The following is a 26324-nucleotide window of genomic DNA, read 5'->3' as shown; positions in this document are numbered from 1 at the left end:
CCGTCTAGTCGGGTACTGCCTCGACACCCGGCGCATCGGGTGCGTCCGGGTCGAACGACGGAACCCCTTCCTGCGTATCGCCCTCGATCGCGTCCGCCTCGGGGAGGAAGGGCGCGAGTTCCGGCAGCTCGTCCAGGCCGCGCAGGCCCATCCGCTCCAGGAAATAGTTCGTCGTCCTGTACAGGATCGCACCTGTTTCGGGTTCCGCGCCCGCCTCCTCCACCAGACCCCGCTGCAACAGGGTCCTCATGACCCCGTCGCAGTTCACTCCGCGCACCGCGGAGACCCGGGAACGGCTGACCGGCTGCCGGTACGCGACGACCGCGAGGGTCTCCAGAGCCGCCTGGGTGAGCCTCGCCACCTGCCCGTCCAGGACGAAGCCCTCGACGGCGGCCGCGTACTCGGGCCGGGTGTAGAAGCGCCAGCCGCCCGCCACGAGCCGCAGCTCGAAGCCGCGGCCCTGCGAGCGGTACTCGTCGGCCAGCTCCCGCAGCGCGTCGCTCACGGCCCTCCTGGGCCGCTGAAGGATCTTGGCCAGATGCTCCTCGGTGGCGGGCTCGTCGACCACCATGAGTACGGCTTCCAGGGCGGGCTTGAGGTCAAGCTCCGCCACGCCTCCGGGCTCCTGCTCGCTCACGTGGCAGCCTCCTTCTGCTCGGGAACCTCGGGGGCCCCCGGCGCCTCGGGCACCTCGGGCGCCCTGTCGAACTCGTCCGTCACCACGGGCTCGGCGTCGGCGTCGCCGCCGGTCCAGCGCACGACCAGCTCCCCCAGCGGGGTCTCCTGATCGAGCCCGACGGCCTTCTCCCGGTACAGCTCAAGCAGGGCCAGGAAGCGGGCGACGACGGTGAGCGTGTCGTCGGTGTCGGCGACGAGCTCCCGGAACGGGGCCTCGCCGACCTCCTTGAGCCGGGCGACGACGAGCTGGGCCTGCTCCTGCACGCTCACCAGCGGCGCGTGGATGTGCTCGACGTACACCTGCGGCTTGGGCTTCGGCTGCATCGCCTTCACGGCCAGCCTGGCGAACCCCTCGGCGCCGATGTTGATCACGACGTCGGGCAGCAGCTCGGCGTGGTGCGGCTCCAGGCCCACGGTCCGCGGGTACCGCCGCCCCTCGTCCTCCATCCGCTCGCTGAAGATGTCGGCGATCCGCTTGTACGCGCGGTACTGCAACAGCCGCGCGAACAGCAGGTCCCGCGCCTCCAGGAGGGCCAGGTCCGCCTCGTCCTCCACCTCGGCCGCGGGCAGCAGGCGGGCGGCCTTCAGGTCGAGCAGCGTCGCGGCGACGACCAGGAACTCCGTCGTCTGGTCGAGGTCCCAGTCCGGCCCCATGGCCCGGATGTGGGCCATGAACTCATCGGTGACCTTGGAGAGCGCGACCTCGGTGACGTCGAGCTTGTGCTTGGAGATGAGCTGCAACAGAAGATCGAACGGCCCCTCGAAATTATCGAGCCGAACCTTGAACTTCCCGTCATCGCCCTCACCGCCAGCCTCAACGGCTGCGCCCCCCTCTTGGGCCGCCGCCGCTGGGGTCTCGCCGCCCACTTCGGGCGCCGCCGCTGGGGTCTCGCCGCCCTCTTCGGGCGCCACCTCCTGGGCTCCCCCACCCACTTCAGGCGCCGCCGCTGGGGTCTCGCCGCCCTCCTCGAGCGCCACCTCCTGGGCTCCCCCACCCGCTCCGGGCGCCGCAGCCTCCGCTTCGGGAGACGCCGCCTGGGCTTCACTACCCACTTCGAGCGCCGCCGCCCGCGTCTCACCGCCCTCTTCGAGCGCCACCGCCTGGGCTTCTCCACCCACTTCAGCCGCCGCCGCTGAGGTCTCGCCGGCCTCTTCGGGCGCCGCCTGAGCTCCCCCACCCGCTCCGGGCGCCGCCGCCTCCGCTTCGGGCGCCGCCGCCTTGGGCAATCTGCCGCCTTGGGCGGCAGGGTGGGCAAGGCGGCCCCCGGTTCCGGCCGAGGGTTCGGAGGGCGCGGACTCCGCTTCAGCAAGCGGCCCCCGCCCCAGCGCACGCCGCGGCGCGCCCCGGTCGGGCGAAGAGGCAGAGGATTCGTTGACGGACATCAACCCAGGACGCTACCCGCCCAGCGGCTAGCGCCCCCGCAGCCGACGTACAAGAATGCTCGCGTCCCCACGGGACTCCAGATCGGCCAGGACCACGGCGACCGCCTCACGCACGATGCGCCCCCGGTCGACGGCCAGCCCGTGCTCACCGCGCAGCACGAGCCGCGCGTGCTCGAGGTCCATCAGCTCCTCGGCGGAGACGTACACGGTGATCTTCTCGTCGTGCCGCTCGCGCCCACTGGGCCGCCGATTGGCCGCCCGCGACCGCTTCCGCGCCGCCGCGGACGACCCACGCCCACCGGAACCTTCCTGCGCCCCGCCGGAGGCCCTGCGCCCCGCCTTCTCCGCGCCTTCCGCGGCGGCGGCCCGGGTCCGCGACCCGGCGTCCGACTCGGCCTCGGCCGCGGAGTGCTCACCGGAGGCGGAGGAGGCCGGAGCCGCCTCCGCGTCACCGTCCGAGGCGGCCGCCTCGTCGCTCTCCCCGGCAGGGGAGGGAACCCGCGCCTCGCCGTTCGCCGAGCGTCTCGGCGACGACGCCTGCAACCCCATGCCCCCGGTCGTACGGAACAGTTCGTCGGCCCCCGGCAGACTCACTCGGCGTGACACCGGGCGAGCACCTCCCTGGCAAGCTGACGATAGGCCGCGGCACCGACCGAGTTGGAGGCGTACGTGGTGATCGGCTCACCGGCGACCGTGGTCTCCGGGAAGCGAACGGTTCTGCCGATCACCGTGTGGTAGACGTTGTTGTCGAACGCCTCCACGACGCGCGCGAGCACCTCACGGCTGTGCACGGTCCGCGAGTCGTACATCGTGGCGAGGATCCCGTCGAGCTCCAGGTCCGGGTTGAGCCGCTCCTGGACCTTCTCGATGGTCTCGGTCAGCAGGGCCACACCACGCAGCGCGAAGAACTCGCACTCCAGCGGGACGATGACCTTGTGAGCGGCCGTCAGCGCGTTCACGGTCAGCAGGCCGAGCGAGGGCTGACAGTCGATCACGATGTAGTCGTAATCGGCCATCAGCGGCTTGAGCGCCCGCTGCAACGTGGACTCGCGCGCCACCTCGCTGACCAACTGCACCTCGGCAGCGGACAAGTCGATATTGCTGGGGAGCAGGTCCATGTTCGGAACGGCGGTCTTCAGCAGGACCTCGTCCGCGGCCATCCCCCGCTCCATGAGCAGGTTGTAGACCGTGAGGTCGAGTTCCATCGGGTTCACGCCGAGGCCGACCGACAGGGCACCCTGCGGGTCGAAGTCGACGAGCAGGACCCGGCGTCCGTACTCGGCGAGCGCGGCACCCAGGTTGATGGTCGACGTGGTCTTGCCGACGCCGCCCTTCTGGTTGCACATCGCGATGATCTTCGCCGGGCCGTGATCGGTCAGCGGTCCTGGGATCGGGAAGTACGGCAGCGGACGCCCGGTGGGACCGACGCGCTCGCGGCGCTGGCGGGCAGCGTCGGGGGCGAGCGTGGCCGCGTACTCGGGGTCCGGCTCGTATTCGGCGTCGGGGTCGTAGAAGTGCCCCTCGGGCAGTTCGTCGTAGTCGGCGAAGTGGCTTTGTGTGTCGCCACTTCGGTCGCCGGCCATGGCGTTCACGTGATGGCCATCCATGCTCTGGTCTGCTGTCTGCGTCGGCGTCTGCTGGGGGATGCCCTGATAACTGCTCTGTTGGGCAGCGAAGGTACGCACAGCGACGGGGCCGACAGCCTGAAGCCCCGCGGAAACCCGTCCGCCTGGCTGGCCACCTCCGGGAGTAAATGTCGACTCATTCACAAGTCGTCTTACCTCCTTGGATGTGACCAGGAACATTTATCGATAGGTCAGCGTGGCACCATGCCGACGGTTGGCGACTCTATGGCGTGTCACCACTCCGCAGCAACACAATCCGCCGGACCGGGCACGATGTGTCGGTAACGAAACACCCTCATGTCAAGGGCGTACGACGGCTCTTCGGTGCATTTCGTCGCCGCGCGAATCGGGTAAAGGGTTACGTTCGCGGCGAGTTGACCATGTCCGGACCCGTCCTGATCCCCTACACGTACGGCCGGACCCCTCACAAGGTCCGGCCGTAGGCGTGAGATTGACGACTTTTGTTGACGTCGCCTTGGAGACAGGTCAGCCGAGCAGGCTCTCCAGCTCGACGTGCTCGAGACCGTGGGCCTCGGCGACCTCCTTGTAAACGACCTTGCCGTCATGGGTGTTGAGCCCCAGGGCGAGGGCCGGGTCGCGGCGCAGGGCCTCGGCCCAGCCGCGATTGGCCAGCTCGACGATGTACGGCATCGTCGCGTTGGTCAGCGCGTGCGTGGAGGTGTTCGGCACCGCGCCGGGCATGTTGGCGACGCAGTAGAAGACCGAATTGTGCACCTTGAAGGTCGGCTCGGCGTGCGTGGTCGCGTGCGAGTCCTCGAAGCAGCCGCCCTGGTCGATCGCAATGTCGACAAGGACACTTCCGGGCTTCATACGGGACACGAGCTCGTTGGTGACCAGCTTCGGCGCCTTGGCGCCGGGGATCAGGACGGCGCCGATGACGAGGTCGGCCTCGAGGCAGGCCTTCTCCAGCTCGAAGGCGTTGGAGACGACGGTCTGGATCTTCGTGCCGAAGATCTTGTCGGCTTCCTTGAGCTTGTTGATGTCCTTGTCAAGCAGGGTCACGTGGAAGCCCATGCCGATGGCGATCGTCGCGGCGTTCCAGCCGGAGACGCCACCGCCGATGACGACGGCCTTGCCCGCGTGCACGCCGGGGACGCCGCCGGGCAGCACGCCGCGGCCGCCGTTGGCGGCCAGCAGGTGGTAGGCGCCGACCTGCGGGGCGAGGCGGCCCGCGACCTCGGACATCGGGGCGAGCAGCGGCAGCTGGCGGTTCGCGGTCTCGACCGTCTCGTACGCGATGGCGGTCGTGCCGGACTCCAGGAGCGCGTCCGTGCACTCCTTGGACGCGGCCAGGTGCAGGTACGTGAAGAGCGTCTGGTCCTTGCGGAGACGGTGGTACTCCTCCGCGATGGGCTCCTTGACCTTCAGGAGCAGGTCCGCCGTGGCCCAGACCTCGTCGGCGGTGCCGAGGATCTGCGCGCCCGCCGAGACGTACTCGGCGTCCGTGATCGAGGAGCCGACGCCGGCGTTCTGCTCGACGAAGACCTGGTGGCCGTGGCGTACCAGCTCATGGACGCCGGCCGGGGTGATGGCCACCCGGAACTCGTTGTTCTTGACCTCGCGGGGGATGCCGACCTTCATCGTCGATCACGGTCCTTGGCTCAGGGGTTAAAACGGGCAATGCACTACATAGCGGCACATCACTGGACGCGCCGGGAGACGCCACGGATGACCGCGGCAGAGCCAGTCTAATGAAGGTTATTGAGCTGTCTAGCCTTTCGAAGCATCAATCTTCTGCGGATGCACTACGGATTTCGCAGGTGTTAGCGGCTTGTTCCGAAGGTTTTGCCTCCGCTCCCTCCGGAGCTGCCAGCTCCTCTCCCAGCATGCGCTCGGCCGCACCGCGGTGCAGCTTGGCGGCGGTGGGGTCGCCGAGCCGGTCGAGCGTGTCGGCGAGGCGCAGCTGGAGCGCGGCCTGCAACCGTGTGTCCTGCGCCTGGCGCGCCCACTCGATCGCCTCCTGGCAGGTGTGCAGCGACTCCTCGGGCCGGCCGGCGTACTCGAGCACCCGCGCCAACTCGCTCAGGGCCCGGGCCTGCGCGGGCACGTCACCCTCCTTGCGGTAGCCGGCGAGGGCCGAGCGCAGGGACCGCTGCGCCTCGCCGTAGCGGCCCGCGTACGTGTGGACTCCCGCGATCCGCCCGTGCAGGCGCGCGGCGTCGGCCCGCTCGCCGCGCGTGAGCCGCTGGGCGAGGGCCCGTCCGTACCAGTCGGCGGCCCGCTGCCAGTCCCCCAGCGACTGGTAGGCGCCGCCTACGGATTCCATCGCGCGGCCCGTCGCGTACGGGTCCCGTGCGGCGCGCCCCGCGTCGAGCGCGGCCCGGTAGCGGGCCAGGGCCTCGTGGGTGCGGCCGGTCCTGGCGTCGAGGTCGGCGAGGTTGAGCAGGGCCGCGGCCTTCTCCCTCGGCAGCTCGCGCCGCTCGGCGACGTCGAGCACGAGCCGGTGGATCCCGTACAGCTCGGACGCGGCGTCCTCGGTCCCCCGGTGGGCCACGATCGCCCGTACGAGGGCGGCCATCAGGCGCCGGGCGAGCGTGTCCAACTCCCCGTCGGCCACGGCGAGCCGGGCCGCGGCGAGCAGCGCGGGCTGCCGCGCGCGCAGCCATCCGGCGGCCGCCTCCCGGTCGGCGAAGCGCAGGGCGCTCGGCAGCCCGGCGAGCTTCTTGCGGGCCGGGGAGCCGTCGGGTTCGGTGACGGCGCGGCACGAGGTGAGCAGCCGCACGGTCCGCTCCAGCATCCGGGCGCGGGCCAGCTGCACCTCGGCGGGGCGGTCGACGGTCTCGGTGAGGCCGCGCAGGAACGGCGCGAGGCAGCCGGGCACCTCGTACTGCGGCAGCTCGGAGTCCACGCCGCGGACCAGGCCGAGGGTGACGAAGGCGTCGAGGGTGGAGTGGGCCGCCGCGACCGAGCAGCCGGCGAGCGCCGACGCGGTGTGCGGGTCGACGAGTCCCGCGGGGGCGAGGCACAGGTAGCGCAGTATCCGGGCGGCGGGGCCCGGCAGCGACTCGTAGGCGAAGCGGAAGACGCGGGCGAGGGCCGAGCCGTCGGGTTCGAGGGCGTGCAGCTGCTTGGCCAGGTCGGCGACGGATTCCTTGGGGCGTGCGGCGAGCCAGCCGCCGGCGATCTCCAGGGCGGCGGGTCCCGCACCGCACAGCTCCACCAGGGACTCGGCCGAGCGCGGGTCGCAGGTGACCCGGACCGAACCGGTGTGCCAGGTGAGGAGTTCGAGCGCGGCCTTGGTGTCGAGGCCGCCGAGCGTGCAGGGCCGCACGTCCGGGATGCCGGTCAGCGGGCCCTCGGCGACGGCCACGGCGAGGCAGTCCGGGGTGTCGGGGAGCAGCGGGTCGACCTGTTCGGCGCTGCCCGCGTCGTCGAGCAGCAGCACCACGCGGCGGACCGCGAGTCCTTCGCGCAGCCGCTCGGAGAGGTCGTCGGCGTTCTCACCGGGCGGGGCGGGCAGTCCGAGGGTGTCCAGCAGGTCGCGCAGGACGTGTTCGGTGGGGACGGGGGTGCCGTCGGGGGCGGTGAGGCGGGTCCGCAGGGTGCCGTCGGGGTACTGGTCGCGGACGCCCCGCAACAGCTCCTCGGCGAGGGCGGTGCGTCCCGTACCCGGGCGTCCCGCGATCAGGAGCACCCGGGCACGGGGCGCCTTGCGCCCCGAGAGCGTGTCGAGTCCGGCCCGCTCGATGTCGGACCGGAGCTGCGACAACTCCCGCTTGCGTCCCAGGAACTGACGCTCCGCCACCTCTTGCGCCCGACGGGTGCGACGCCGTTTGCGGGGCCGTCCGGGGGCCGACTCGGCCTCCGTCACGTCGTCCGACTCGACCGCCTGATCCGTCACGGGCCACGCTCCGTCTCACCCATCCCCTCCGGGGGTCGGCAGGGGGCGTTCCCGAGCCTAGTTGAGGGGATGCGGGTGCCCTTGGCGGGCGGCGCGCCCAAGTCCCCTGATCGGATCAACGGATGATGTGACCACTCAATCGCAAATCAAGCCCCGCCGGCGACTGAGGCGCGGGGTCCGGGGCAGAGCCCCGAGGCCGCAACCACGGTGGCGTCACGCCTCGAACGGCCGCGCCGGCCACTCCGCCAACGCCGGACGCAGCGCGTCGAGGCCGTCGCCCGCCAAAGCCGCGGCCAGCGAAAGCGCGCCCACCACAAGGCAGTTGTTGTGCAGCTCACCCGCGAGCACACCCTGGACCAGCTCCGGCAGCGGCACCCGCGCGAACTCCATGTCCGCCTCTTCCTCCTCCACCTCGAACCGCTCGCCCTCCGCCTCGGAGAGGTCCCGCGCGAGGAAGATGCGTACGGCCTCGGAGCAGCCGCCCGGCGTCGTGTAGACGTCCGTGAGGACCCGCCAGTCCTCGGCCTTGACGTGCACCTCTTCGTACAGCTCGCGCTGCGCCGCGTGCAGCGGGTTCTCACCGGGGATGTCCAGAAGACCCGCCGGGATCTCCCAGAGCTTCATGCCCACGGGGTGCCGGTACTGCTTGAGGAGCAGCACCCGGTTCTGGTCATCGAGGGCCACCACGGCCACCGAGCCGGGGTGCACCTGGTAGTCGCGCCGGGCGACGGACCCGTCCGGCATCACGACGTCGTCCGTACGCACGGAGGTCTTGTTCCCGACGAAGGGGGTGTCGGTCGCCCGGACCTCCCACTTCTCGGCGGTGTCCACGAGCGGCGTGTTGGCCGACATACCGAAAGCCCTCCTACGTACGCATGAGCGGTACTCACAAGAAACCGGGGCGCACGCCGCAAAGGCGTACACCCCGGTAACCGTACATCGCTGTTGTTACAAGCCTTACTTGGCCTTCTTCGCGCTCGCCGAACCGCCCTGCGCCGCCTTCACCTTGCGCTCCACGGCCGCCTTCACCAGACCGGCGAACAGCGGGTGCGGACGCGTCGGACGCGAGCGCAGCTCCGGGTGCGCCTGCGTGGCGACCAGGTACGGGTGGACCTCACGCGGGTACTCGACGTACTCGACGAGCTTGCCGTCGGGCGACAGGCCGGAGAACTGGAGGCCCGCCTTCTTCTCCAGCTCGGCGCGGTACGCGTTGTTCACCTCGTAGCGGTGCCGGTGGCGCTCCTCGACGTACTCCTTGTTGTCGTACACCTCGCGCACGATGGAGCCCTCGGCGAGCTTCGCCGGGTACATGCCGAGCCGCATGGTGCCGCCCATGTCGCCCTCACCGGCGACGATGTCGAGCTGCTCGGCCATGGTCGAGATGACCGGGTGGGCCGTGGCCGCGTCGAACTCGGTGGAGTTGGCGTCCGGGATGTCCGCGAGGTTCCGCGCGGCCTCGATCACCGTGCACTGGAGGCCCAGGCAGAGGCCGAGCAGCGGGATCTTGTTCTCGCGGGCGAACTGGATCGCGCCGACCTTGCCGGACACGCCGCGGTCGCCGAAGCCGCCGGGGATGCAGATCGCGTCGACGTCGCCGAGCGTCTTCTTGGCACCGGCCGGGGTCTTGCAGTCGTCCGACGTGACCCACTTGATCTTGACCTTGGCCCGGTTGGCGAAGCCGCCGGCGCGCAGCGCCTCGGTCACCGACAGGTAGGCGTCGGGCAGGTCGATGTACTTGCCGACAAGGGCCATGACGATCTCGTGGTCCGGCTTGTGGACGCGGCCGAGCAGGTCGTCCCACTGCGTCCAGTCCACGTCGCGGAACGGCAGGTCCAGCTTGCGGACGGCGTACGCGTCCAGGCCCTCGCCGTGCACGACCTTCGGGATGTCGTAGATCGAGGGGGCGTCGGGGCAGGCGACGACCGCGGCCTCGTCGACATCGCACATCAGCGAGATCTTGCGCTTGATCGCGGTCGGGACCTCACGGTCGCAGCGCAGCACGATGGCGTCCGGCTGGATACCGATGTTCCGCAGGGCCGCAACCGAGTGCTGGGTCGGCTTCGTCTTCAACTCACCCGACGGGCCGATGTACGGCAGGAGGGAAATGTGGACGACCAGCACGTTGTCACGGCCGACCTCGTGGCGGACCTGACGGACGGTCTCCAGGAACGGCAGCGACTCGATGTCGCCGACGGTGCCGCCGACCTCGGTGATCACGACGTCGACCTCGTCCGTCGCCATGCGGCGGATGCGGTGCTTGATCTCGTTCGTGATGTGCGGGATGACCTGGACGGTGTCGCCGAGGTACTCGCCACGCCGCTCCTTGGCGATGACCTGCGAGTACACCTGGCCGGTGGTCACGTTGGCCGAGCCGTCGAAGTCGATGTCGAGGAAGCGCTCGTAGTGGCCGATGTCCAGGTCCGTCTCGGCGCCGTCGTTGGTGACGAACACCTCGCCGTGCTGGAAGGGGTTCATCGTGCCCGGGTCGACGTTCAGGTACGGGTCGAGCTTCTGCATGACGACGCGGAGGCCACGGGCCTTGAGCAGCATGCCGAGGCTGGAGGCGGTGAGGCCCTTACCGAGGGACGAGGCGACACCCCCAGTGACGAAGATGTGCTTGGTCGTCGAAGATTTCGGCTGCATGGCCAAGAGGGGGCTCCCGTGGTCGCGGTCGTGGGGTGCGTGCCGACGCGCTCGCCCGAGTTTTCGGGGTGCGCCGTCGCTGCGGTTCGGGGGTTCTATGACCACCGGCTCACGGGCTACCAGGGTATCAGCGACGAGGCGAGGCTGCTTCCGGCCACGCTCCGCGCACAGCCCACCACGCAGGTGGGACAAGGGGTGGAGAGTCACCCGTACGGCCGAGACGTGTTGCGGTGAGCGGCACGCGGATCACTTGAGCGCGTCGTATCCTGCTCGGACACTCGGCTGGCGAGTCACAACGGAAAACGGCGTCACGACGGCAACACCCCCGCCCGTACCCCACCGTTCATCGGAGCACTACGTCCGGTCGCCGCGCTCCCCACCCGGAACGACCGGCTCGTCAGTTCGTTTGACAAGCACGTATCCGGACGGCGTATCAACGGACAGAACGATTCGTCGTCCCATCCCCCCACCCTTCAACCTCTCGCATCAGTTCTTCGCTCCAATTTTTCACTCCAACCGTGGCCGTTCGACTGGAGATGCACGTGGCCGGGCGCATCGAGGATTACGCACTCATCGGAGACATGCAGACCGCCGCCCTGGTCTGCCGGGACGGCACAGTCGACTGGCTGTGCCTGCCCCGCTTCGACTCGCACGCCATTTTCGCCGGGCTGCTCGGCACCGAGGATCACGGGTTCTGGCGCCTGGGTCCCGCCCATGCGTCCGATACCGAGCCGCCCAGAGCGGCACGCCGGGGGTACCGCGGCGACTCGCTGGTCCTGGAGTCGGAGTGGGACACGCCGCGCGGCACCGTCCGGGTCACCGACTTCATGCCGCCGCGCGACGGCGCACCCCAGCTGACCCGGATCGTGGAGGGCGTGAGCGGGCGCGTGCCGATGCGTTCCACGCTGCGCATGCGCTTCAGCTACGGCCGGATCACTCCCTGGGTGCACAAGGTCGACGGCCGTACGGTCGCCGTGGCGGGGCCCGACTCCGTGTGGCTGGACTCCGAGACCGAGACGTACGGCAAGAACCTGACGACGTACTCGGACTTCACGGTGGCGCCCGGTGACCGGGTCGCCTTCACCATCCAGTGGCAGCCCTCGCACAAGGGGCAGCCGCCGCTGCCGGACCCGGAGAACGCGCTCACGGCGACGGAGCAGTTCTGGCGCGAGTGGGTCGAGCACTGCACGTACCACGGCCCGTACCGCGAGGCCGTCGTCCGCTCGCTCATCACGCTCAAGGCCCTGACCTACGCGCCGACCGGCGGCATCGTCGCCGCGCCGACGACCTCGCTGCCCGAGGAGATCGGCGGCGTCCGCAACTGGGACTACCGCTACACCTGGCTGCGGGACGCCGCCATCACCCTGTCGTCGCTGCTGCGCACGGGGTACCGCGAGGAGGCCCGCGCCTGGCGCGAGTGGCTGCTGCGGGCGGTCGCGGGCGACCCCGAGAACCTCCAGATCATGTACGGCATCGCGGGCGAGCGGGAGCTCGGCGAGGCGGAGCTGGACTGGCTGCCCGGGTACGAGAACTCGGGCCCGGTCCGGGTCGGGAACGGGGCGGCGCACCAGCTCCAGCTCGACGTGTACGGCGAGGTCACCGAGGCGCTGCACCTCGCGCACATGACCGGTCTCGCGAGGAACGACTACGCGTCGCTGCTCCAGCTCAAGCTCATCCGGTACCTGGAGGGGCACTGGGACGAGCCGGACGAGGGCATCTGGGAGGTGCGCGGTCCGCGCCGGCACTTCGTGCACTCGAAGGTCATGGCGTGGGTGGCCGTGGACCGCACCATCAAGCTCATCGAGTCCGGGGACGCGGACGGCCCGCTGGAGAAGTGGCGCGACCTGCGCGACGACATCCACCGGGACGTCTGCGAGAAGGGCTACGACAAGGAGCGCAACACCTTCACGCAGTCGTACGGCAGCCAGGAGCTGGACGCCTCGCTGCTGCTGATTCCGCAGATGGGCTTCCTGCCGCCCGACGACAAGCGCGTCATCGGCACCATCGAGGCGATCCAGCGGGAGCTGTCGACGCCGGACGGCTTCATCCTGCGGTACCCGACGGACAGCGAGGACGGCAGCGTGGACGGACTGCCCGGTGACGAGGGGGCGTTCCTCGCCTGCTCGTTCTGGATGGCGGACGACCTCGCGATGATCGGCCGGGTCGACGAGGCCCGCAAGCTGTTCGAGAAGCTGCTCGCGCTCCGCAACGACCTGGGCCTGCTCGCCGAGGAGTGGGACCCGCGGCTCCAGCGCCAGGTCGGCAACTTCCCGCAGGCGTTCAGCCACGTGCCGCTGATCGACACGGCACTGCGGCTGACGGCGAGCGGGGCCTACGGCGGTTAACCGGCGGCTTTTATCACCTCGTTGGCGGCGCGTTCCCCTTCGGTCGCGCCGCCTTCCATGAAGCCCTGGAAGTCGTAGGAGCAGTGTTCGCCGCCGATGTGGACGTTGCCCTGGGCGACCCCCTCGTAGCCCGCGTACCGGTGGAGATAGCCCACCGGCCAGTACGAGTAGGCGCCCAGGGCGTACGGGTTCTTGTGCCAGGCGGAGAGTTGCGCGCGGCCCGTCCAGGCCGCCTTCGTGCCGGGGAAGACCCGGTCGATGCCGGCGAGACGACCGGCGCCGAGTTCGCGTACGTACGAGTCGGTCTCCGTGCTGAACGGGCCTGCCGGGTCGAGGGACTTGGCGAGTGAGCCGCCGTTGTACTGGATGAGGATGCCGCCCGTGCCCGGCTGCACCTTCGTCGTGTCCCACGTCTGCTGGAAGTCGGCGTCGGTGAAGCAGTCGCCCGCCGAGACGCCGGGCCAGGCGCCCGTGCCGCGCCAAGGGCGGCTCGTGAACTGCATGTTGAGCTTGGTGCAGTAGCCCATGCGGGCGTCGCGCAGCAGGTTCTTCATACGGGTGTCGAAGCCCGCCCTGGAGAGGTCGAGGCGCTGGAGGACGGGCAGCGGGACGCACAGGATCGTGTGGTCGGCGATGGCGGTGCGGGTGGCGCCGCCGGTCTCGGTGAAGGTGAGGGCCTGCGTACCGTCGGGGTTCGCGCGCAGCGCGGTGAGCGACATGCCGTGGCGGATCGTGCCGTCGGGAAGGAAGTCGGCGATGGCGTGCGGGAGTTGGTCGTTGCCGCCGGTGATGTGGTACCGCTCGTTGGACAGGCCCCAGATGTTGAAGTTGCCGGGATTGGTCTGATAGCCCATCAGCAGGACGAGGGCCAGGGCGGACTGGTCCTGCGTGTCCGCTCCGTACTCGACGTTGTACGCGACGTCGAACCAGCGGCCGAGCGGGGAGGAGTGGCCGCCGGGGACTCGGGAGTCGATCCACTCGTACAGGGACATGTTGTCGAGGGCCGTGCCGGTGGGCGTCGTCCGGTTCCAGAAGACCTCGCCGGAGTCCGAGAGGTCGCGGCGCAGTGCCTGGTAGACCGCCTTGAAGTCCTCGTCGGCCCGGGCGCGCGGGTAGTAGGTGCCGTTGAACCAGAGGATCTCCTCGGCGCCGTTGGGTCCGCCGCCCAGGAAGTCCTCGAGGGGGAGGTTGAAGCGGCGGGCCAGCTCCTGCATCTTCTTGTGGCTGGTGTCGATCAACTCGCCGCCGATCTCGGACGTTTGACCGTACGCCCAGTGGTCGCGCTGCGAGTACATGCGGCCGCCGACGCGGTCCGGGTTCGCCTCGTAGAGGGTGCAGCCGAGGCCCGCGTCATGGAGGGTGAGGGCGGCGGTGAGGCCGGCGATTCCGGCGCCGACGACGGCGATCCGCGGGCTCGCGGCGGCGCGGGCCCTCGGGGCGGGGAGCGCGGCGGCGGCCAGGCCGGTGGCCGCGGCCGCCTTCAGGACGGTGCGGCGGTTCGCGCGGTACTCCCCCGCGGGGACGCCGAGCCGGGCCGCCGCCCGGTGTTCCCTTGCCAGGTGTCTCAGGGCGTGCATCAGGTTCGTACGAGCCATGACGTTCTCCTTGAGGACGATGGGGTCAGACGGATGCGGCGGGCGCCGGCCGGTCCTCGCGTTCGGCCGCGTCCTCCAGGACGACGCGGCCGATCACCTCGTAGCGGTGCGGATGGCGGGACTTCACGTAGAGACCGAGTGCGAGGCCGCCGAAGAAGACCAGGCCGACGATCCATGGGATCGCCTTGAAGAACAGCGAGCCCGCGGCCGTGCCCGCGGCCGTGTCCATGTTGATGACCAGGAGGACGACGACCGCCGTCATGCCGATGCCGCCGAGCAGCGGGGCGACGAGCGTCCTGAACCAGTGCCGGTCCTCCGGGTGGTGGTGGCGGAAGTAGCCGATGACCGCGAAGGAGCACAGGGTCTGGACGATGAGGATGGCCATCGTGCCGAGGATCGCGAGGAGCGTGTAGAGGTGGATGTACGGGTCCTGGCCGGTCGCCCAGAAGGTGCCGACCAGCGCCACCGCGATCACCGACTGCACGAACGACGCGACGTACGGGGAGCCGTGCTTGTGGTGCGTGCGGCCGAGCGCGGGATGCAGGAAGCCCTCGCGGCCGATCGCGTAGAGGTAGCGGGATGCGCACTGGTGGAAGGCCATGCCGCAGGCGAACGAGCCGGTGATGAGCAGCCACTGGAAGGCGTCGACCGCCCACGCGCCGATGAAGGTGTGCGCCGGGTCGAAGAAGAGGTCCAGCGGGCTGGTGCCCGAGGAGGTCCTCACCGAGCCGTCCAGTCCGTTGCCCGCGATCGTCATCCACGAGACGTAGACGTAGAAGAGGCCGACCCCGACGACGGAGATCAGGGTCGCGCGCGGGATGACGCGCTTCGGGTCGCGGGACTCCTCTCCGTACATCGCCGTCGACTCGAAGCCGACCCACGACCAGAACGCGAAGAACAGGCCGAGCCCGGCCGAGGCGCCGGTGAAGGCGTTCTTCGGGTTGATCGGCTCGACGGGGATGCCGTCGGGGCCGCCGCCGTGGATCAGTACGGCCGTCGCCACCGCGAAGAGCACCGCGATCTCGGCGATCAGCATCACGCCGAGCGCCTTCGCGGTGAGGTTGATGTCGAAGAAGGCGAGGACCGCGGTGACGGCGAGCATGGCGGCCGCGCAGACGATCCAGGGGACGTCCCAGCCGAGCTGGTCGTGGATCGTGGTCTGCGCGAAGTACGAGAAGACGCCGACGATCGACGCCTCGAACACGATGTACGCGAGGACCGCCAGCATGCCGGAGGCCATGCCGGTGATGCGGCCGAGGCCGTGCGAGATGTAGCCGTAGAAGGCGCCGGCCGCCGTGATCCGCTTGGCCATCGCGACGTAGCCGACGGAGAACACCGTCAGGACGAGCGTCGCGAAGAGGTAGCCGGCCGGGGCTCCCGTTCCGTTGCCGAAGCCGACGGCGATGGGCAGGTTGCCGGTCATCGCGGTGATCGGCGCGGCCGTCGCGACGGCCATGAAGACCACCCCGACGAGCCCCACCGAGTTGGCCTTCAGGCGCTGCACCGGCTCCGGCCGCGTCTGCTGCCCTGCCTCTGGCCCTGTCTTTGGCATTTTCGTCCCTCTCTTGGGGGCGCTGCTGCGAAATCCGCAGGAATCCGTAGATCGAAATGCGGTGCTCGTGCGGAAACGCCAGTCTGTCCGTGTGGTGACCTACGCCACAACAGACACCCGGTCGTACAAATCCCGCCACGGGGCGACGACTTGTCGCGGAAGCGGGGACCGCGACCGCCCCTGTGACCGGGCGGAGATGTTCCGGAAACCCGTGCGCCGGTAGCGTCCGTGTCATGGACAGCACCTCCCCCGAGTTCTCCGCCTTCTCCTCGCCCGGTGGCATCACCGTGCGGCGCGCCCTGGAACTGCCCGGGCTGCGCAGCGGGCTCCCCGAGGTCCTGGCCGGCGGGGAGCGCCTGCACCGGACCGTGCGCTGGGTGCACGCCGGTGAGGTGCCGAACATCGCGTCGCTCCTCAAGGGCGGCGAACTGCTGCTGACCACGGGATACGGGGTGGGGACGCGCCCCGCCGAGCAGCGCGCCTTCGTGCGCAAGCTGGCCGAGCGGGGCATCGCGGCGCTCGTCATCGAGCTGGGCCAGCGGTTCGCACGGCTGCCCGCGGCGCTCGTGGAAACGGCTCGGGCGGCGGGACTCCCGCTGGTCCAGCTGCACCGCGAAGTGCCGTTCGTGACGGTGACGGAGGAGATCCACACCGAGATCGTCAACGGGCACTACGCGCTGCTCCAGCGGGCGGAGGAGGTGCACCGGCGCTGCACGGAGGCGTTGCTGAGCGGCGGCGGAGCCCCTCAAGTCCTGCGCATCCTCGCCGAGTTCAGCGGCAACCCGGTCTTCCTGGAGACCGCCGACGGGCAGCTGCTCTACGCGGCAGGCGCCGAGGAGGACATCACCGATCCGCTCCAGGTGTGGGAGGGCATGCGCGCCACGCACAAGGACGAGCCGCCGAGCGGGGCCGTCCTCGTGGACGTGCCGGGCGGCGGCCCCGGCGCGGGTTCCGTACGCGCCAGGCTCGTGCTGCTGCCCGTGTCGGGGAGGCTCGCACCCGTGCACCGGATCGCCGCCGAGCGGGCCGCCGGGTCGCTCGCCGTGGTGCTGATGCAGGCCCGCCAGGAGGAGGAGCTGGCCGCGCGCGGGCGCGGCGACTTCCTCACCGACCTCGCGGAGGGGCGGATCGCGCCGGACGACGCCCCGGCACAGGCCCGCGTCCTCGGCTTCAAGCCGGCCGGGAGCGGTCCGCTGCTGCCCGTGGTGATGCGCCTTCCCGAGACGGGGATGGGCCTGTCGCCGGGCGGCGGCTGGGCGGTGCTCGCGCGGGCCGTGTCCGAGGAGCTGGCCTCGGTCGGGGTGCCGGTACTGCTCGGCGTGCGCCCGGTCGAGGGGCGGGTGCCGCTGCTGCTCGGGCTGCGTTCGGAGTCGGAGCGCACCGCGGTCGCCGACCGGGTCGCGGCGGCGCTGCGGGCGGGTGTGGCGCGGGCCGGGATGCAGCGGGCGGGCGGGCAGCCACCGGTCGTGGTGGTCGGCGGTGCGGGCGGCTGGGCCGCCGCCGCGGCCGGGCTCCGGCACGCGGCGGAGACGGCGACGGCGGGGCAGGGCCTGGACGACCGGCCGTGGTTCGACGCGCGGCGCCTCGACATCGACCTGCTGCTGTGGCGGCTCCGGGACCATCCGGATCTGGCGGCGTTCGTGGAACGGGCGATCGGCCCGCTCCAGGAGCACGACAGGCGGGCCAAGCCGCCGCTGCTGCCCACGCTCCAGACGTACCTCGCGCACGCGGGCCGCAAGGCGGAGACGGCGCGCGAACTCCATCTGAACCGGCAGACGCTCTACAACCGCCTCGCGCGGATCGGCGAGTTGCTCGGCACGGACCTGGACGACCCGCAGACGGTGCTCGCGCTGAGCCTGGCGCTGCGGGCGCGGCGGCACACTCCGGGTACCGCCTAGAGACCTTTAGTGAAAGCCCGTCAATTCGTCGTAGACGCTGAGGACTTGGGCAACCGTCGCGTCCTCGGTCGGCCAGGACGCGGCCTGCGCGGCGCCGCGCTCCTTGAGCTGGTCCCGCCGGACGGGGTCGGCGAGGAGCCGCTCGACGGCGCGGGCGAGCGCGGGCGCGTTCCCGTACGGCACCAACTCGGCGCCGTCGCCGACCAGTTCGGGAATGCCACCGACGTCCGTCGCCACGAGGGGCACGCGCGCGTGCAGCGCCTCCTGCGCGAGCAGCGAACGGGACTCCCAACTGCTGGGCAGCACCGCGACATCGGCGGCGCGCAGCAGTTCCGCGACGTCGTCGCGGCGCCCCGCGAGCCGCACCGGAAGCCCCTCGGTCTCGATGCGCCGCTGGAGGGCGGCCCGCTCGGGCCCCTCCCCCGCGATCACGAGCAGCGGCACCGGGTCGAGCCCGAGCAGCGCGTGCGCGGCGTCGAGCAGCACGTCGTAGCCGCGGTGTCGCTCCAGGCTGCCGACGGCCATCAGCAACGGCCGGTCCACGCAGCCGAGTTCGGCCCGCGTCTTGTTGCGGGTGCGCTCGGCCTCCTCGCCCTCCGGGAGCGGCCCGCGCGGCGCGGGGAAGGCCACCGCGGCGAGCCGGGCGTCCCGGGCGCCACGCGCCCGCGCCCGGTCCACCAGGTCGGAGGAGGTGCCGAGGACGACGGCCGCCGCCCTGGCCACGCGCCGCTCCAGCACGCGCAGCAGGTGGGCGCGGGCCCCCTCGGCGTGCGAGCGGGTGTGCCAGGTGACGACGAGCGGTACGCGGCGGCCGCCGAGCGCGATGGAGGCGCGCAGCGCGGCGTGCAGCCCGTGCGCGTGCACGAGGTCGGCATCGGTGCAGGCGACGCGGAGCGCGGCGACGGACGCCGGATCGCCGCGGCGAGGCACCGGAAGGTGGTGTGCTCCCGCGGCCGCGAACCCGTACGCCCGCTCGGCCGCCATCGGCGCGCACACCGTGACCCGCACCCCGCGGGCCACCAACCCCGCGGTCAGGGACCGGACATGGGCGCTGCTGCCCGCACTGCCGCCGCCCAGCACCTGCACGGTGCGCAGCGTCGGCTGTCCGTGCGCTGACGGGCTGCTGGGGTGGCTCACGCGGCCGGGCTCCTGAGGTGTCGGCGAACTCGGTAGGTACGGAAGGGGTTAGGTATACGGAGAGTACGGGCTCAGGGATACGTACACCGTCGGGCCCCCAGGATGCCAGCCCGCACCGACGTTCCGGCACCGGTCGCCGTCCCCCACCGCCCGGGCCTGGGCAACACGACGCACGGGACCACCCACATGGGTGAGTTGAGGAACCCGATGCTTACGTCGCCCGCAACAGCGCCCTCAGGCGTCCGACCTGGCCGCCGACAGCAGCTCCTCCGCATGCGCCCGCGCCGTCTCCGAGTCCTCCTGGCCCGCCAGCATCCGGGACAGCTCCCGCACCCGGTCCTCGCCCTCGAGCACCGTCACACCGGAACTCGTCACGGAGCCGTCGTTGGTCTTCTCGACCAGGAGCTGCCGGTCCGCGAACGCGGCGACCTGCGGCAGGTGCGTGACGACCACGACCTGCGCCGACCTGGCGAGCTTGGCGAGGCGCCGGCCGATCTCGACGGCGGCCTTGCCGCCGACGCCCGCGTCCACCTCGTCGAAGAGATACGTAGGTACCGGGTCGTTGCCCGCGAAGACGACCTCCACGGCGAGCATCACGCGCGACAGCTCACCGCCGGACGCGCCCTTCGCGATGGGCCGGGGCGGCGCGCCGGGGTGCGGGGCGAGCAGCAGCTCCACCTCGTCGACGCCGCTGGGGCCGCAGGCCACGTTCCGGCCGTCGACCTCGACGCCGTCGGCCGCGTCGGTCTCGGTCTGCCGGATGTCGAAGGAGACCCGGGCGTGCGGCATCGCGAGCGAGGAGAGCTCCTCGGTGACCGCGGCCGCGAAGCGGTCGGCCGCCTCTACGCGCGCGTGCGTCAGCTCCTGTGCCAGTACGCCCAGTTCGGCGCGGAGGGACTCGCGCTCCGCGGTCAGCTCGCCGATCCGCTCGTCGTCGCCGTCGAGTTCGAGAAGGCGCGCGGCGCTCGTCTCGGCCCACGCGAGCACCGCCGTGACGTCCTCGCCGTACTTGCGGGTGAGCGCCGTCAGCGCCGCCCGCCGCTCCTCCACCGCGGACAGCCGCAGCGGGTCGGCGTCCAAATCATCCGCGTACCCGGCGAGTTCGGCCGCGACATCGGTGAGCAGGATCTGCACCTCGCCGATCCGCTCCGCGAGCGTGCCGAGCGCCGAGTCGTGGGAGCGCACGGCCTCCAGGGCCCGGTGCGCACCGCCGACCAGCGTCTGCGCGTCGACGCCCTCCGGGTCCTCGGGGTTCCCTGCGAGCGCGGCGTGCGCGGCGGCCGCCGCCGAGGCCAGCGCCTCCGCGTGGCCGAGCCGGGAGGCCTCCTCGGCCAGCTCCACGTCCTCGCCCGCCCTGGGCTCCACGGCGCCGATCTCCTCGAGCCCGAAGCGCAGCAGATCCGCCTCCTGCGCCCGCTCACGGGCGCGCGTGGTGATCTCCTCCAGCTCGGTGCCGACGGCCCTCAGCCGCTTGTAGACGGCTCCGTACTTGGCGAGCGGCGCCGCGACGGCGTCCCCCGCGTACCGGTCGAGCGCCTGCCGCTGCCGACCGAGCTTCAGCAGTCCCTGCTGGTCGGTCTGGCCGTGCACCGCCACCAGTTCGTCGGCCAGCTCGCTCAGCACGCCCACCGGCACGGACCGCCCGCCCAGGTGCGCCCGGGAGCGCCCTTCGGCGGACACGGTGCGGCTGAGCAGCAGCACCCCGTCCTCGAGCTCGGCGCCGGCCTCCTCGGCCCGCTCGCGCGCGCCCGAGTCGGCGGGCACGGCGATGCGCCCCTCGACGACGGCGTTCTTCGCGCCGATCCGTACGAGCGCGGGGTCGGCCCGCCCGCCGAGCAGCAAACCGAGACTGGTGACGACCATGGTCTTGCCCGCGCCCGTCTCACCGGTGACCGCCGTGAAGCCGGGCGAAAGCTCGACCACGGCGTCGTCGATGACTCCGAGCGACCGTATCCGCATCTCCTCCAACACGCCTCTGACCTTACGAGGTCAGAGGCCGTCCGTGCGACGGACCCTGGCCACCGGCACCGATTCCGCAGGTGGGAGGGCACCTGCGGTGACAAACCTTCACGCCGCCGTCACTCGATCGTGCCGGTCAGTGCGGGGCTCCGCGCCACCCGGCGACCGGAAGCGCGAACTTGGCGACGAGCCGGTCGGTGAACACCGCGTGGTGCAGCCGCGCGAGCCGGACCGGCACCTCGCCCCGGCGCACCTCGATGCGCGCGCCCGGCGGGAGCTCCACGGTCCGCCGCCCGTCGCACCACAGCACGCCGTGCGGCGTGTGCTGCTGGACCTCGACGGCGAGCACCGAGTCGGGCGAGGTGATGAGCGGCTTGGCGAACAGGGCGTGCGCGCTGATCGGCACCATGAGCAGCGCCTCGACCTCGGGCCACACCACGGGCCCGCCGGCGGAGAACGCGTAGGCGGTGGACCCGGTCGGGGTGGCGCACACGATCCCGTCGCAGCCGAAGCCGGTGACCGGACGCCCGTCGATCTCAAGGATCACCTCGAGCATCCGCTCGGGCTCGATCTTCTGGACGGCCGCCTCGTTGAGCGCCCAGTCCCGGTGCACGACGTCGCCGTTGCGGTGCACGACGACGTCGATCGTCATCCGCTCCTCGACCTCGTACGCCTTGGTGACGACGCGGTCGACGACCTTGTCCAGATCGTCCCGCTCCGCCTCGGCGAGGAAGCCGACGCGGCCCAGGTTCACCCCGAGCATCGGCACCCCGGACGCCCGTGCGAACTCGGCGCCGCGCAGCAGCGTCCCGTCGCCGCCGAGCACGATGAGCAGCTCACATCCGTCGAGGCAGGCCGGTGTCGCCTCCGACTCCTTCACCAGTTCCACGGAGTCGGGCAGCGGCAGGTCCACCGCCTCCGTCTCCAGGACCCGCACCCCGAGGCCGCTGCGCAGCAACCCCTGCACGACGAGTTCGGCGCTGCGGATCGCGGCGGGCCGCCCCGTGTGGGCGAGCAGGAAGACCGTACGAGCTCCGGTCCGTGGCCGATGTGTCAGCTCTGTCACTGGGGGCCCTCCGCAACTGCACGGTCTACGTCGGCCGGGTCGAGCTGGTCCGCCCCGGCACGCAGCCACAGAAAGTACTCGACGTTCCCTGACGGTCCCGGCAGGGGGCTCGCGGTCACCCCGCGCACGCCGTATCCGAGCTTCCATGCCTGCTCGGCGACCCTGCGCACCGCCTCGGCCCGCAGTTCGGGGCTGCGCACGACGCCGCCGCTGCCGAGCCGCTCCTTGCCCACCTCGAACTGCGGCTTGACCATCAGCACGAGATCCGCCTCCGGCGCCGCGCAGCGCGCGAGGGCGGGCAGCACAAGGCCGAGCGGGATAAAGGACAGGTCTCCGACCACGATGTCCACGGGTACGTCATCGATCGCCTCCAACGTCAATTCGCGTACGTTCGTACGGTCCTTGACGGTGACGCGTTCATCGCTCTGGAGCGTCCACGCGAGTTGCCCGTAGCCGACGTCGACGGCGACGACGTGCGCGACACCGGCCCGCAGCAGCACATCGGTGAAGCCACCGGTGGACGCGCCCGCGTCGAGCGCCCTGCGCCCCTTGACCTCGAGCCCCTGCGGGCCGAACGTGGCGAGCGCGCCCGCGAGCTTGTGCCCGCCGCGCGAGACGTAGTCGGGGTCGCCGTCGTCCGCCGCGACCACGATCGACACGCCCTCGTTGACCTGCGTCGCGGGTTTGGTCGCGACGATCTTGGAAACGCTGACCCGGCCGGCCGCGATCAGCTGGCTCGCGTGCTCGCGCGAGCGCGCGAGCTTGCGGTTGACGAGTTCGGCGTCGAGGCGGCGACGTGCCACACCTGCCACGGTGGTTCAGCTCCTGAAGTCGGACGGAGACGGAGAGGTGGGGCGGGCATCCAGCGCGGTCAGTGCGTTCCGCAGCCCCTGGTGTACATCCTCGTACACCTCGGCGTGCCCGTCCGCCGCGAGGTGGTCCACATCGCCGAGCCGCTCCAGCTGCGCGTCCACCTCGGCGTTGCCGGTGGGGGTGCGCTCGATGCCGAGCGGGGCCGGGGCCGCCGGGTCGTACGAGGGTTCCGCAGCCGGGTCCCGCTCGGGTTCCGGCACGTCGGTGGGCTCGGTGGGCGTCTCGCTCATGCCCCGACGCTACCCCGAAGCGCCGGTGTACCGTCGATCACGATGGCGACGACTGAGGAGTGCCGGGCGGCGCTCGACAAACTCTCGGACAACATGGCGGGGGCCGACGGGGACGTGCGCACCGCCGCGGCCCTGGACCGCTCGCTGAGCTGCCGCATCACGGATCTCGACGTGACGTTTTCCGGCCGGCTCAAGGACGGCCGGATCGAGGTCCTCGACACCCGCCAGGGGCCGCCCGCCGAGAAGGCGCAGATCCGGCTCGCGATGACCGGGGACGACCTGGTGGCGATGGTCGACGGCGAGCTGAACTTCGCGAAGGCGTGGGCGGCGGGACGCGTCAAGCTCGAAGCGTCCTTCCGCGACCTCCTGCGGCTCAGGACGCTGCTGTAGCGACCTCCTTGCGGCGCGCCTTGCGGGCGGCCGGCACCACCAGCGGGGTCCCCGTCTCCGGGTCGTCGATGACCTGGCACTTCATGCCGAAGAGCCGCTCGACGAGCTCGGCCGTGACGATGTCCTTGGGCGCGCCCTCCGCGATCACCTCGCCCTCGCGCAGGGCGATGAGGTGGGTGGCGTAGCGGGCCGCGTGGTTGAGGTCGTGCAGGACGGCGACGAGCGTGCGTCCCTGCTCCTCGTGCAGCTCGGCGCACAGGTCGAGGACGTCGATCTGGTGCTGGATGTCGAGGTACGTCGTCGGCTCGTCGAGCAGCAGCAGCGGCGTCTGCTGGGCGAGCGCCATGGCGATCCACACGCGCTGGCGCTGGCCGCCGGAGAGCTCGTCGACGTACCGCTCGGCGAGCTCGGCGACGCCGGTCGAGCCCATGGACTCCTGGACGATCCGCTCGTCCTCGGACGACCACTGGCGCAGCAGCCCCTGGTGCGGGTAGCGGCCGCGGGCCACGAGGTCGCCGACGGTGATGCCGTCGGGCGCCGTCGACGACTGCGGCAGCAGGCCGAGCGTCTTGGCGACCTTCTTGGCGGGCATCGACTGGATGACGCTGCCGTCGAGCAGGACGCGGCCCGCGCTCGGCTTGAGCATCCGCGACAGGGCGCGCAGCAGCGTGGACTTGCCGCAGGCGTTCGGGCCGACGATCACCGTGAAGGAGTTGTCGGGGATCTCCACCGACAGCTTCTCGGCGATGACGCGCTGGTCGTATCCGAGGGTCACGTCGTCGGCCATCAGCCTGTTCACTGCGGTGCTCCTTTGGTTCGTACGGGAGGTGTGCGGGTCGCGCGAGGTCATATCCGCCCCGCCTTCCGCTCGGTGACCAGCAGCCACAGGAGATAGATGCCGCCGACGACACCGGTGACCACGCCGACGGGCAGCTGGTCGGCGCCGAACGCCCGCTGGGACACCAGGTCGGCGACGATCAGCAGGGCCGCGCCCAGGATCGTCGAGGCCGCGAGGTTCGGCCCCGGCGACTTGGTGAGCCGCCGGGCGATCTGCGGCGCGGTCAGCGCCACGAAGGTGACCGGGCCCGCGGCCGCGGTCGCGGCGGCCGTGAGCACGACGGAGGCCGTGAGCAGCAGCAGCCGGGTGCGCTCGACGCGGACGCCGAGGCCGCCCGCCGCGTCGTCGCCCATCTCCAGCATCCGCAGCGGACGCGCGTACGCGGCGACGACCGGGATCAGCACGACGAACATGATCAGCAGCGGCCAGACCTGCGTCCAGTCGCGGCCGTTGAGCGAGCCGGTCATCCACACGGTCGCGCGGGCGGCGTCGACGAAGTCGGCCTTGGTGAGCAGATAGCCGTTGACCGCGGTCACGAACGCGGAGACACCGATGCCGACGAGGACGAGCCGGTAGCCGTGCACGCCCCGCTTCCACGCGAGGAGGTAGATCGCGACCCCGGTGACGAGTCCGCCGACGAGCGCGCCGATCGCGACCTGCCCCGCGCTGCCCCCGAAGATCACGATCATCACCAGCGCGCCCGCGGTCGACCCCTGCCCGAGGCCGAGCACATCGGGGCTGCCGAGCGGGTTGCGGGAGACGGACTGGAAGAGCGCGCCGGACAGGCCGAGCGCGGCGCCGACCAGCAGGCCGACGAGGACCCGCGGCAGGCGCAGGTCGTTGATGATGAACTCCTGGCCGGCGTTGCCGTTGCCCGCGAGGGTGCGCAGGACGTCGGGGACCGGGATCGGGAAGTCGCCGGTGCCGATGAGGAAGACGCTCGCGGCGAGGGCCGCCACCAGGAGTACGGCGACGACCAGGAGCGAGCGGACGTCGAGCCGGACGGAGAGTCCGCCCGGGGTGCGTATCGCCTTGGTCTTCGGCTTCCTGGTACGGGTGTCGGTGGCGGTCACAGCTGGGCCATCCTTCGGCGACGTACGAGCACGATGAAGACCGGCGCGCCGATGACGGCCGTGACGATGCCGACCTGGAGCTCGGACGGGCGGGCCACGATCCGGCCGATGACGTCGGCGCCGAGCAGCAGCACGGGCGAGAGGACCGCCGCGTACGGCATGATCCAGCGCATGTCGGGGCCGGTGAACGAGCGCACCATGTGCGGCACCATCAGGCCGACGAAGGCGATCGGGCCGCAGGCCGCGGTGGCCGCGCCGCACAGCAGCGTCGCGGCGACCATGCTCAGGGCGCGGGTGCGGCCGAGGTGGGCGCCGAGCGCGCGGGCGGTGTCGTCGCCCATGGCCATGGCGTTGAGCGGGCGGGAGAGCAGCAGCGCGAGCACGGCGCCGACGGCGATGAACGGCCACACCTGCTGGACGGTGTGCATGGTGGACGTGGCCAGCGAGCCGACCTGCCAGAACCGCATCCGGTTGAGGGCCATGTCGTCGGTGATCATCACCGCGTAGAGATAGCCGGAGAGCGCCGCGTTGATCGCGGTACCGGCGAGGGCGAGCCGCACGGGCGTCGCGTTGCGGGTGCCGCCGAGCGCGTACACGAGGACGCCCACGGCCGCGGCGCCCGCGAAGGCGAACCATACGTAGCCGGTGAGCGAGGTGACCCCGAAGAAGCTGATGGCGGAGACGACGGCGGCCGACGCGCCCATGTTGATGCCGAGGATGCCGGGGTCGGCGAGCGGGTTGCGGGTCAGCGCCTGGAGCACGGCGCCGGCGAGGCCGAGCGCGACTCCGGCCAGCAGACCGAGCAGGGTGCGCGAGATCCGCTCTCCGACGACCACGTCCGCGTAGTTCCCGGTGTCCTGGAACAGGCCGTGCCAGACCTGGTCAAGGGAGAGCGGTTTCGCGCCCACGGCGATGCTCGCCACAAGGACGGCCACCAGCACCAGGACAGACGCGAGCAGCCCGACGGAGCGTATGAGCGCTCGGCGGTCGGGGGGCGCGGGAGCGGTCACCGCGCTGGCTTCGGGAGGACTGTCGACCAACACGAAGTTAGGTTAGCCTACCCTGCAACCCCAGAACATCACGGTCCCCGCCGCCTTGGGCTGCCGCCAGCGACAGCCGGGTGGGCAAGTCGCCCTCGCCTTGGGCAATCTGCCGCCAAGGGCGGCAGGGTGGGCAA

21 protein-coding genes are annotated in these 26324 nt (G+C 71.4%); 3 read left to right on the top strand and 18 right to left on the bottom strand.

Going from position 1 to position 26324, the window contains the following annotated elements:
* Nucleotides 1-4: 4 nt before the first annotated feature.
* The 8 genes from scpB to ACNYS0_RS31215 all read right to left on the bottom strand — a co-directional run bounded on the left by scpB (nt 5) and on the right by ACNYS0_RS31215 (nt 10191).
* On the bottom strand, nt 5-637 hold the full coding sequence (gene scpB, locus ACNYS0_RS31250) for an SMC-Scp complex subunit ScpB (RefSeq protein ID WP_422478285.1): 633 nt from the start codon (nt 635-637) through the stop codon (nt 5-7).
* Nucleotides 634-1731: a segregation and condensation protein A gene (locus tag ACNYS0_RS31245; protein ID WP_422482826.1), complete on the bottom strand. Its 1098-nt coding sequence runs from the start codon at nt 1729-1731 to the stop codon at nt 634-636. Before ACNYS0_RS31245 ends, scpB begins: the two co-directional genes overlap by 4 nt.
* 357 nt (nt 1732-2088) lie before the next feature.
* The gene (locus tag ACNYS0_RS31240; protein ID WP_422406478.1) at nt 2089-2667 is read right to left on the bottom strand and encodes a hypothetical protein; all 579 of its coding nucleotides are present in this window, start codon (nt 2665-2667) and stop codon (nt 2089-2091) included.
* A complete protein-coding gene (locus ACNYS0_RS31235) occupies nt 2652-3830 on the bottom strand; it encodes a ParA family protein (protein WP_422478283.1) in 1179 nt (392 codons plus the stop codon). The genes ACNYS0_RS31240 and ACNYS0_RS31235 overlap by 16 nt, the downstream gene beginning before the upstream one ends.
* Nucleotides 3831-4172: 342 nt before the next feature.
* Nucleotides 4173-5288: an alanine dehydrogenase gene (gene ald / locus ACNYS0_RS31230; protein WP_422478281.1), complete on the bottom strand. Its 1116-nt coding sequence runs from the start codon at nt 5286-5288 to the stop codon at nt 4173-4175.
* Between the two features lie 145 nt (nt 5289-5433).
* A complete protein-coding gene (locus tag ACNYS0_RS31225; protein ID WP_422482825.1) occupies nt 5434-7416 on the bottom strand; it encodes a tetratricopeptide repeat protein in 1983 nt (660 codons plus the stop codon).
* A 345-nt stretch (nt 7417-7761) separates the two neighbouring features.
* Nucleotides 7762-8400 carry an NUDIX domain-containing protein gene (locus ACNYS0_RS31220; protein WP_422478279.1) on the bottom strand — a complete coding sequence of 213 codons (639 nt, stop codon included), beginning with the start codon at nt 8398-8400 and terminating at the stop codon, nt 7762-7764.
* A 105-nt stretch (nt 8401-8505) separates the two neighbouring features.
* Nucleotides 8506-10191, bottom strand: a complete 1686-nt coding sequence (locus ACNYS0_RS31215; protein ID WP_422478277.1) for a CTP synthase — start codon at nt 10189-10191, stop codon at nt 8506-8508.
* Nucleotides 10192-10733: 542 nt separating this feature from the next.
* Here ACNYS0_RS31215 and ACNYS0_RS31210 point away from each other — a divergent pair.
* Nucleotides 10734-12536, top strand: coding sequence for a glycoside hydrolase family 15 protein (locus ACNYS0_RS31210; protein WP_422482824.1), 1803 nt, complete (start codon nt 10734-10736; stop codon nt 12534-12536).
* Here ACNYS0_RS31210 and ACNYS0_RS31205 read toward each other — a convergent pair.
* Together ACNYS0_RS31205 and ACNYS0_RS31200 are read right to left on the bottom strand one after the other, a co-directional pair.
* Complete coding sequence (locus ACNYS0_RS31205; protein ID WP_422478275.1) at nt 12533-14131, bottom strand: flavin monoamine oxidase family protein; 1599 nt, start codon at nt 14129-14131, stop codon at nt 12533-12535. The two genes, ACNYS0_RS31210 and ACNYS0_RS31205, sit on opposite strands and share 4 nt — an antisense overlap.
* A 25-nt stretch (nt 14132-14156) precedes the next feature.
* A complete protein-coding gene (locus tag ACNYS0_RS31200; RefSeq protein WP_422478273.1) occupies nt 14157-15683 on the bottom strand; it encodes an APC family permease in 1527 nt (508 codons plus the stop codon).
* Nucleotides 15684-15916: 233 nt separating this feature from the next.
* Here ACNYS0_RS31200 and ACNYS0_RS31195 point away from each other — a divergent pair, with 233 nt between their 5' ends.
* Complete coding sequence (locus ACNYS0_RS31195) at nt 15917-17581, top strand: PucR family transcriptional regulator (RefSeq protein WP_422478271.1); 1665 nt, start codon at nt 15917-15919, stop codon at nt 17579-17581.
* A 6-nt stretch (nt 17582-17587) separates the two neighbouring features.
* On the opposite strand, the gene ACNYS0_RS31190 is transcribed toward ACNYS0_RS31195, so the two are convergent.
* From ACNYS0_RS31190 to ACNYS0_RS31170, 5 genes are all read right to left on the bottom strand, one after another.
* Complete coding sequence (locus tag ACNYS0_RS31190; protein ID WP_422478269.1) at nt 17588-18718, bottom strand: glycosyltransferase family 4 protein; 1131 nt, start codon at nt 18716-18718, stop codon at nt 17588-17590.
* A gap of 234 nt (nt 18719-18952) precedes the next feature.
* Nucleotides 18953-20677 carry a DNA repair protein RecN gene (gene recN / locus ACNYS0_RS31185; RefSeq protein ID WP_422482823.1) on the bottom strand — a complete coding sequence of 575 codons (1725 nt, stop codon included), beginning with the start codon at nt 20675-20677 and terminating at the stop codon, nt 18953-18955.
* Between the two features lie 136 nt (nt 20678-20813).
* Nucleotides 20814-21743, bottom strand: coding sequence for an NAD kinase (locus ACNYS0_RS31180; protein ID WP_422478267.1), 930 nt, complete (start codon nt 21741-21743; stop codon nt 20814-20816).
* Nucleotides 21740-22555 carry a TlyA family RNA methyltransferase gene (locus ACNYS0_RS31175; RefSeq protein ID WP_422478265.1) on the bottom strand — a complete coding sequence of 272 codons (816 nt, stop codon included), beginning with the start codon at nt 22553-22555 and terminating at the stop codon, nt 21740-21742. The genes ACNYS0_RS31180 and ACNYS0_RS31175 overlap by 4 nt, the downstream gene beginning before the upstream one ends.
* 6 nt (nt 22556-22561) lie before the next feature.
* A complete protein-coding gene (locus ACNYS0_RS31170; protein WP_422478263.1) occupies nt 22562-22846 on the bottom strand; it encodes a hypothetical protein in 285 nt (94 codons plus the stop codon).
* Nucleotides 22847-22888: 42 nt separating this feature from the next.
* Here ACNYS0_RS31170 and ACNYS0_RS31165 point away from each other — a divergent pair, with 42 nt between their 5' ends.
* Complete coding sequence (locus ACNYS0_RS31165; RefSeq protein ID WP_422478261.1) at nt 22889-23236, top strand: SCP2 sterol-binding domain-containing protein; 348 nt, start codon at nt 22889-22891, stop codon at nt 23234-23236.
* Here ACNYS0_RS31165 and ACNYS0_RS31160 read toward each other — a convergent pair.
* From ACNYS0_RS31160 to ACNYS0_RS31150, 3 genes are read right to left on the bottom strand one after another with little or no spacing between them, the layout of a single operon-like run.
* Entirely contained in the window at nt 23220-24086 is an 867-nt protein-coding gene (locus ACNYS0_RS31160) for an ABC transporter ATP-binding protein (protein WP_422478259.1), read from the bottom strand. The genes ACNYS0_RS31165 and ACNYS0_RS31160 overlap by 17 nt on opposite strands.
* Nucleotides 24083-25147 (bottom strand): FecCD family ABC transporter permease, encoded by a 1065-nt coding sequence (locus tag ACNYS0_RS31155; protein WP_422478257.1) that lies wholly within the window; start codon nt 25145-25147, stop codon nt 24083-24085. Before ACNYS0_RS31155 ends, ACNYS0_RS31160 begins: the two co-directional genes overlap by 4 nt.
* Entirely contained in the window at nt 25144-26190 is a 1047-nt protein-coding gene (locus tag ACNYS0_RS31150; protein ID WP_422478255.1) for a FecCD family ABC transporter permease, read from the bottom strand. The genes ACNYS0_RS31155 and ACNYS0_RS31150 overlap by 4 nt, the downstream gene beginning before the upstream one ends.
* Nucleotides 26191-26324: the final 134 nt, after the last annotated feature.

This window comes from Streptomyces anthophorae, assembly GCF_049310305.1.
Classification (GTDB): domain Bacteria; phylum Actinomycetota; class Actinomycetes; order Streptomycetales; family Streptomycetaceae; genus Streptomyces.
Note: the sequence above shows the minus strand (reverse complement) of the source record. Positions and strands in the feature narration are given on the sequence as shown.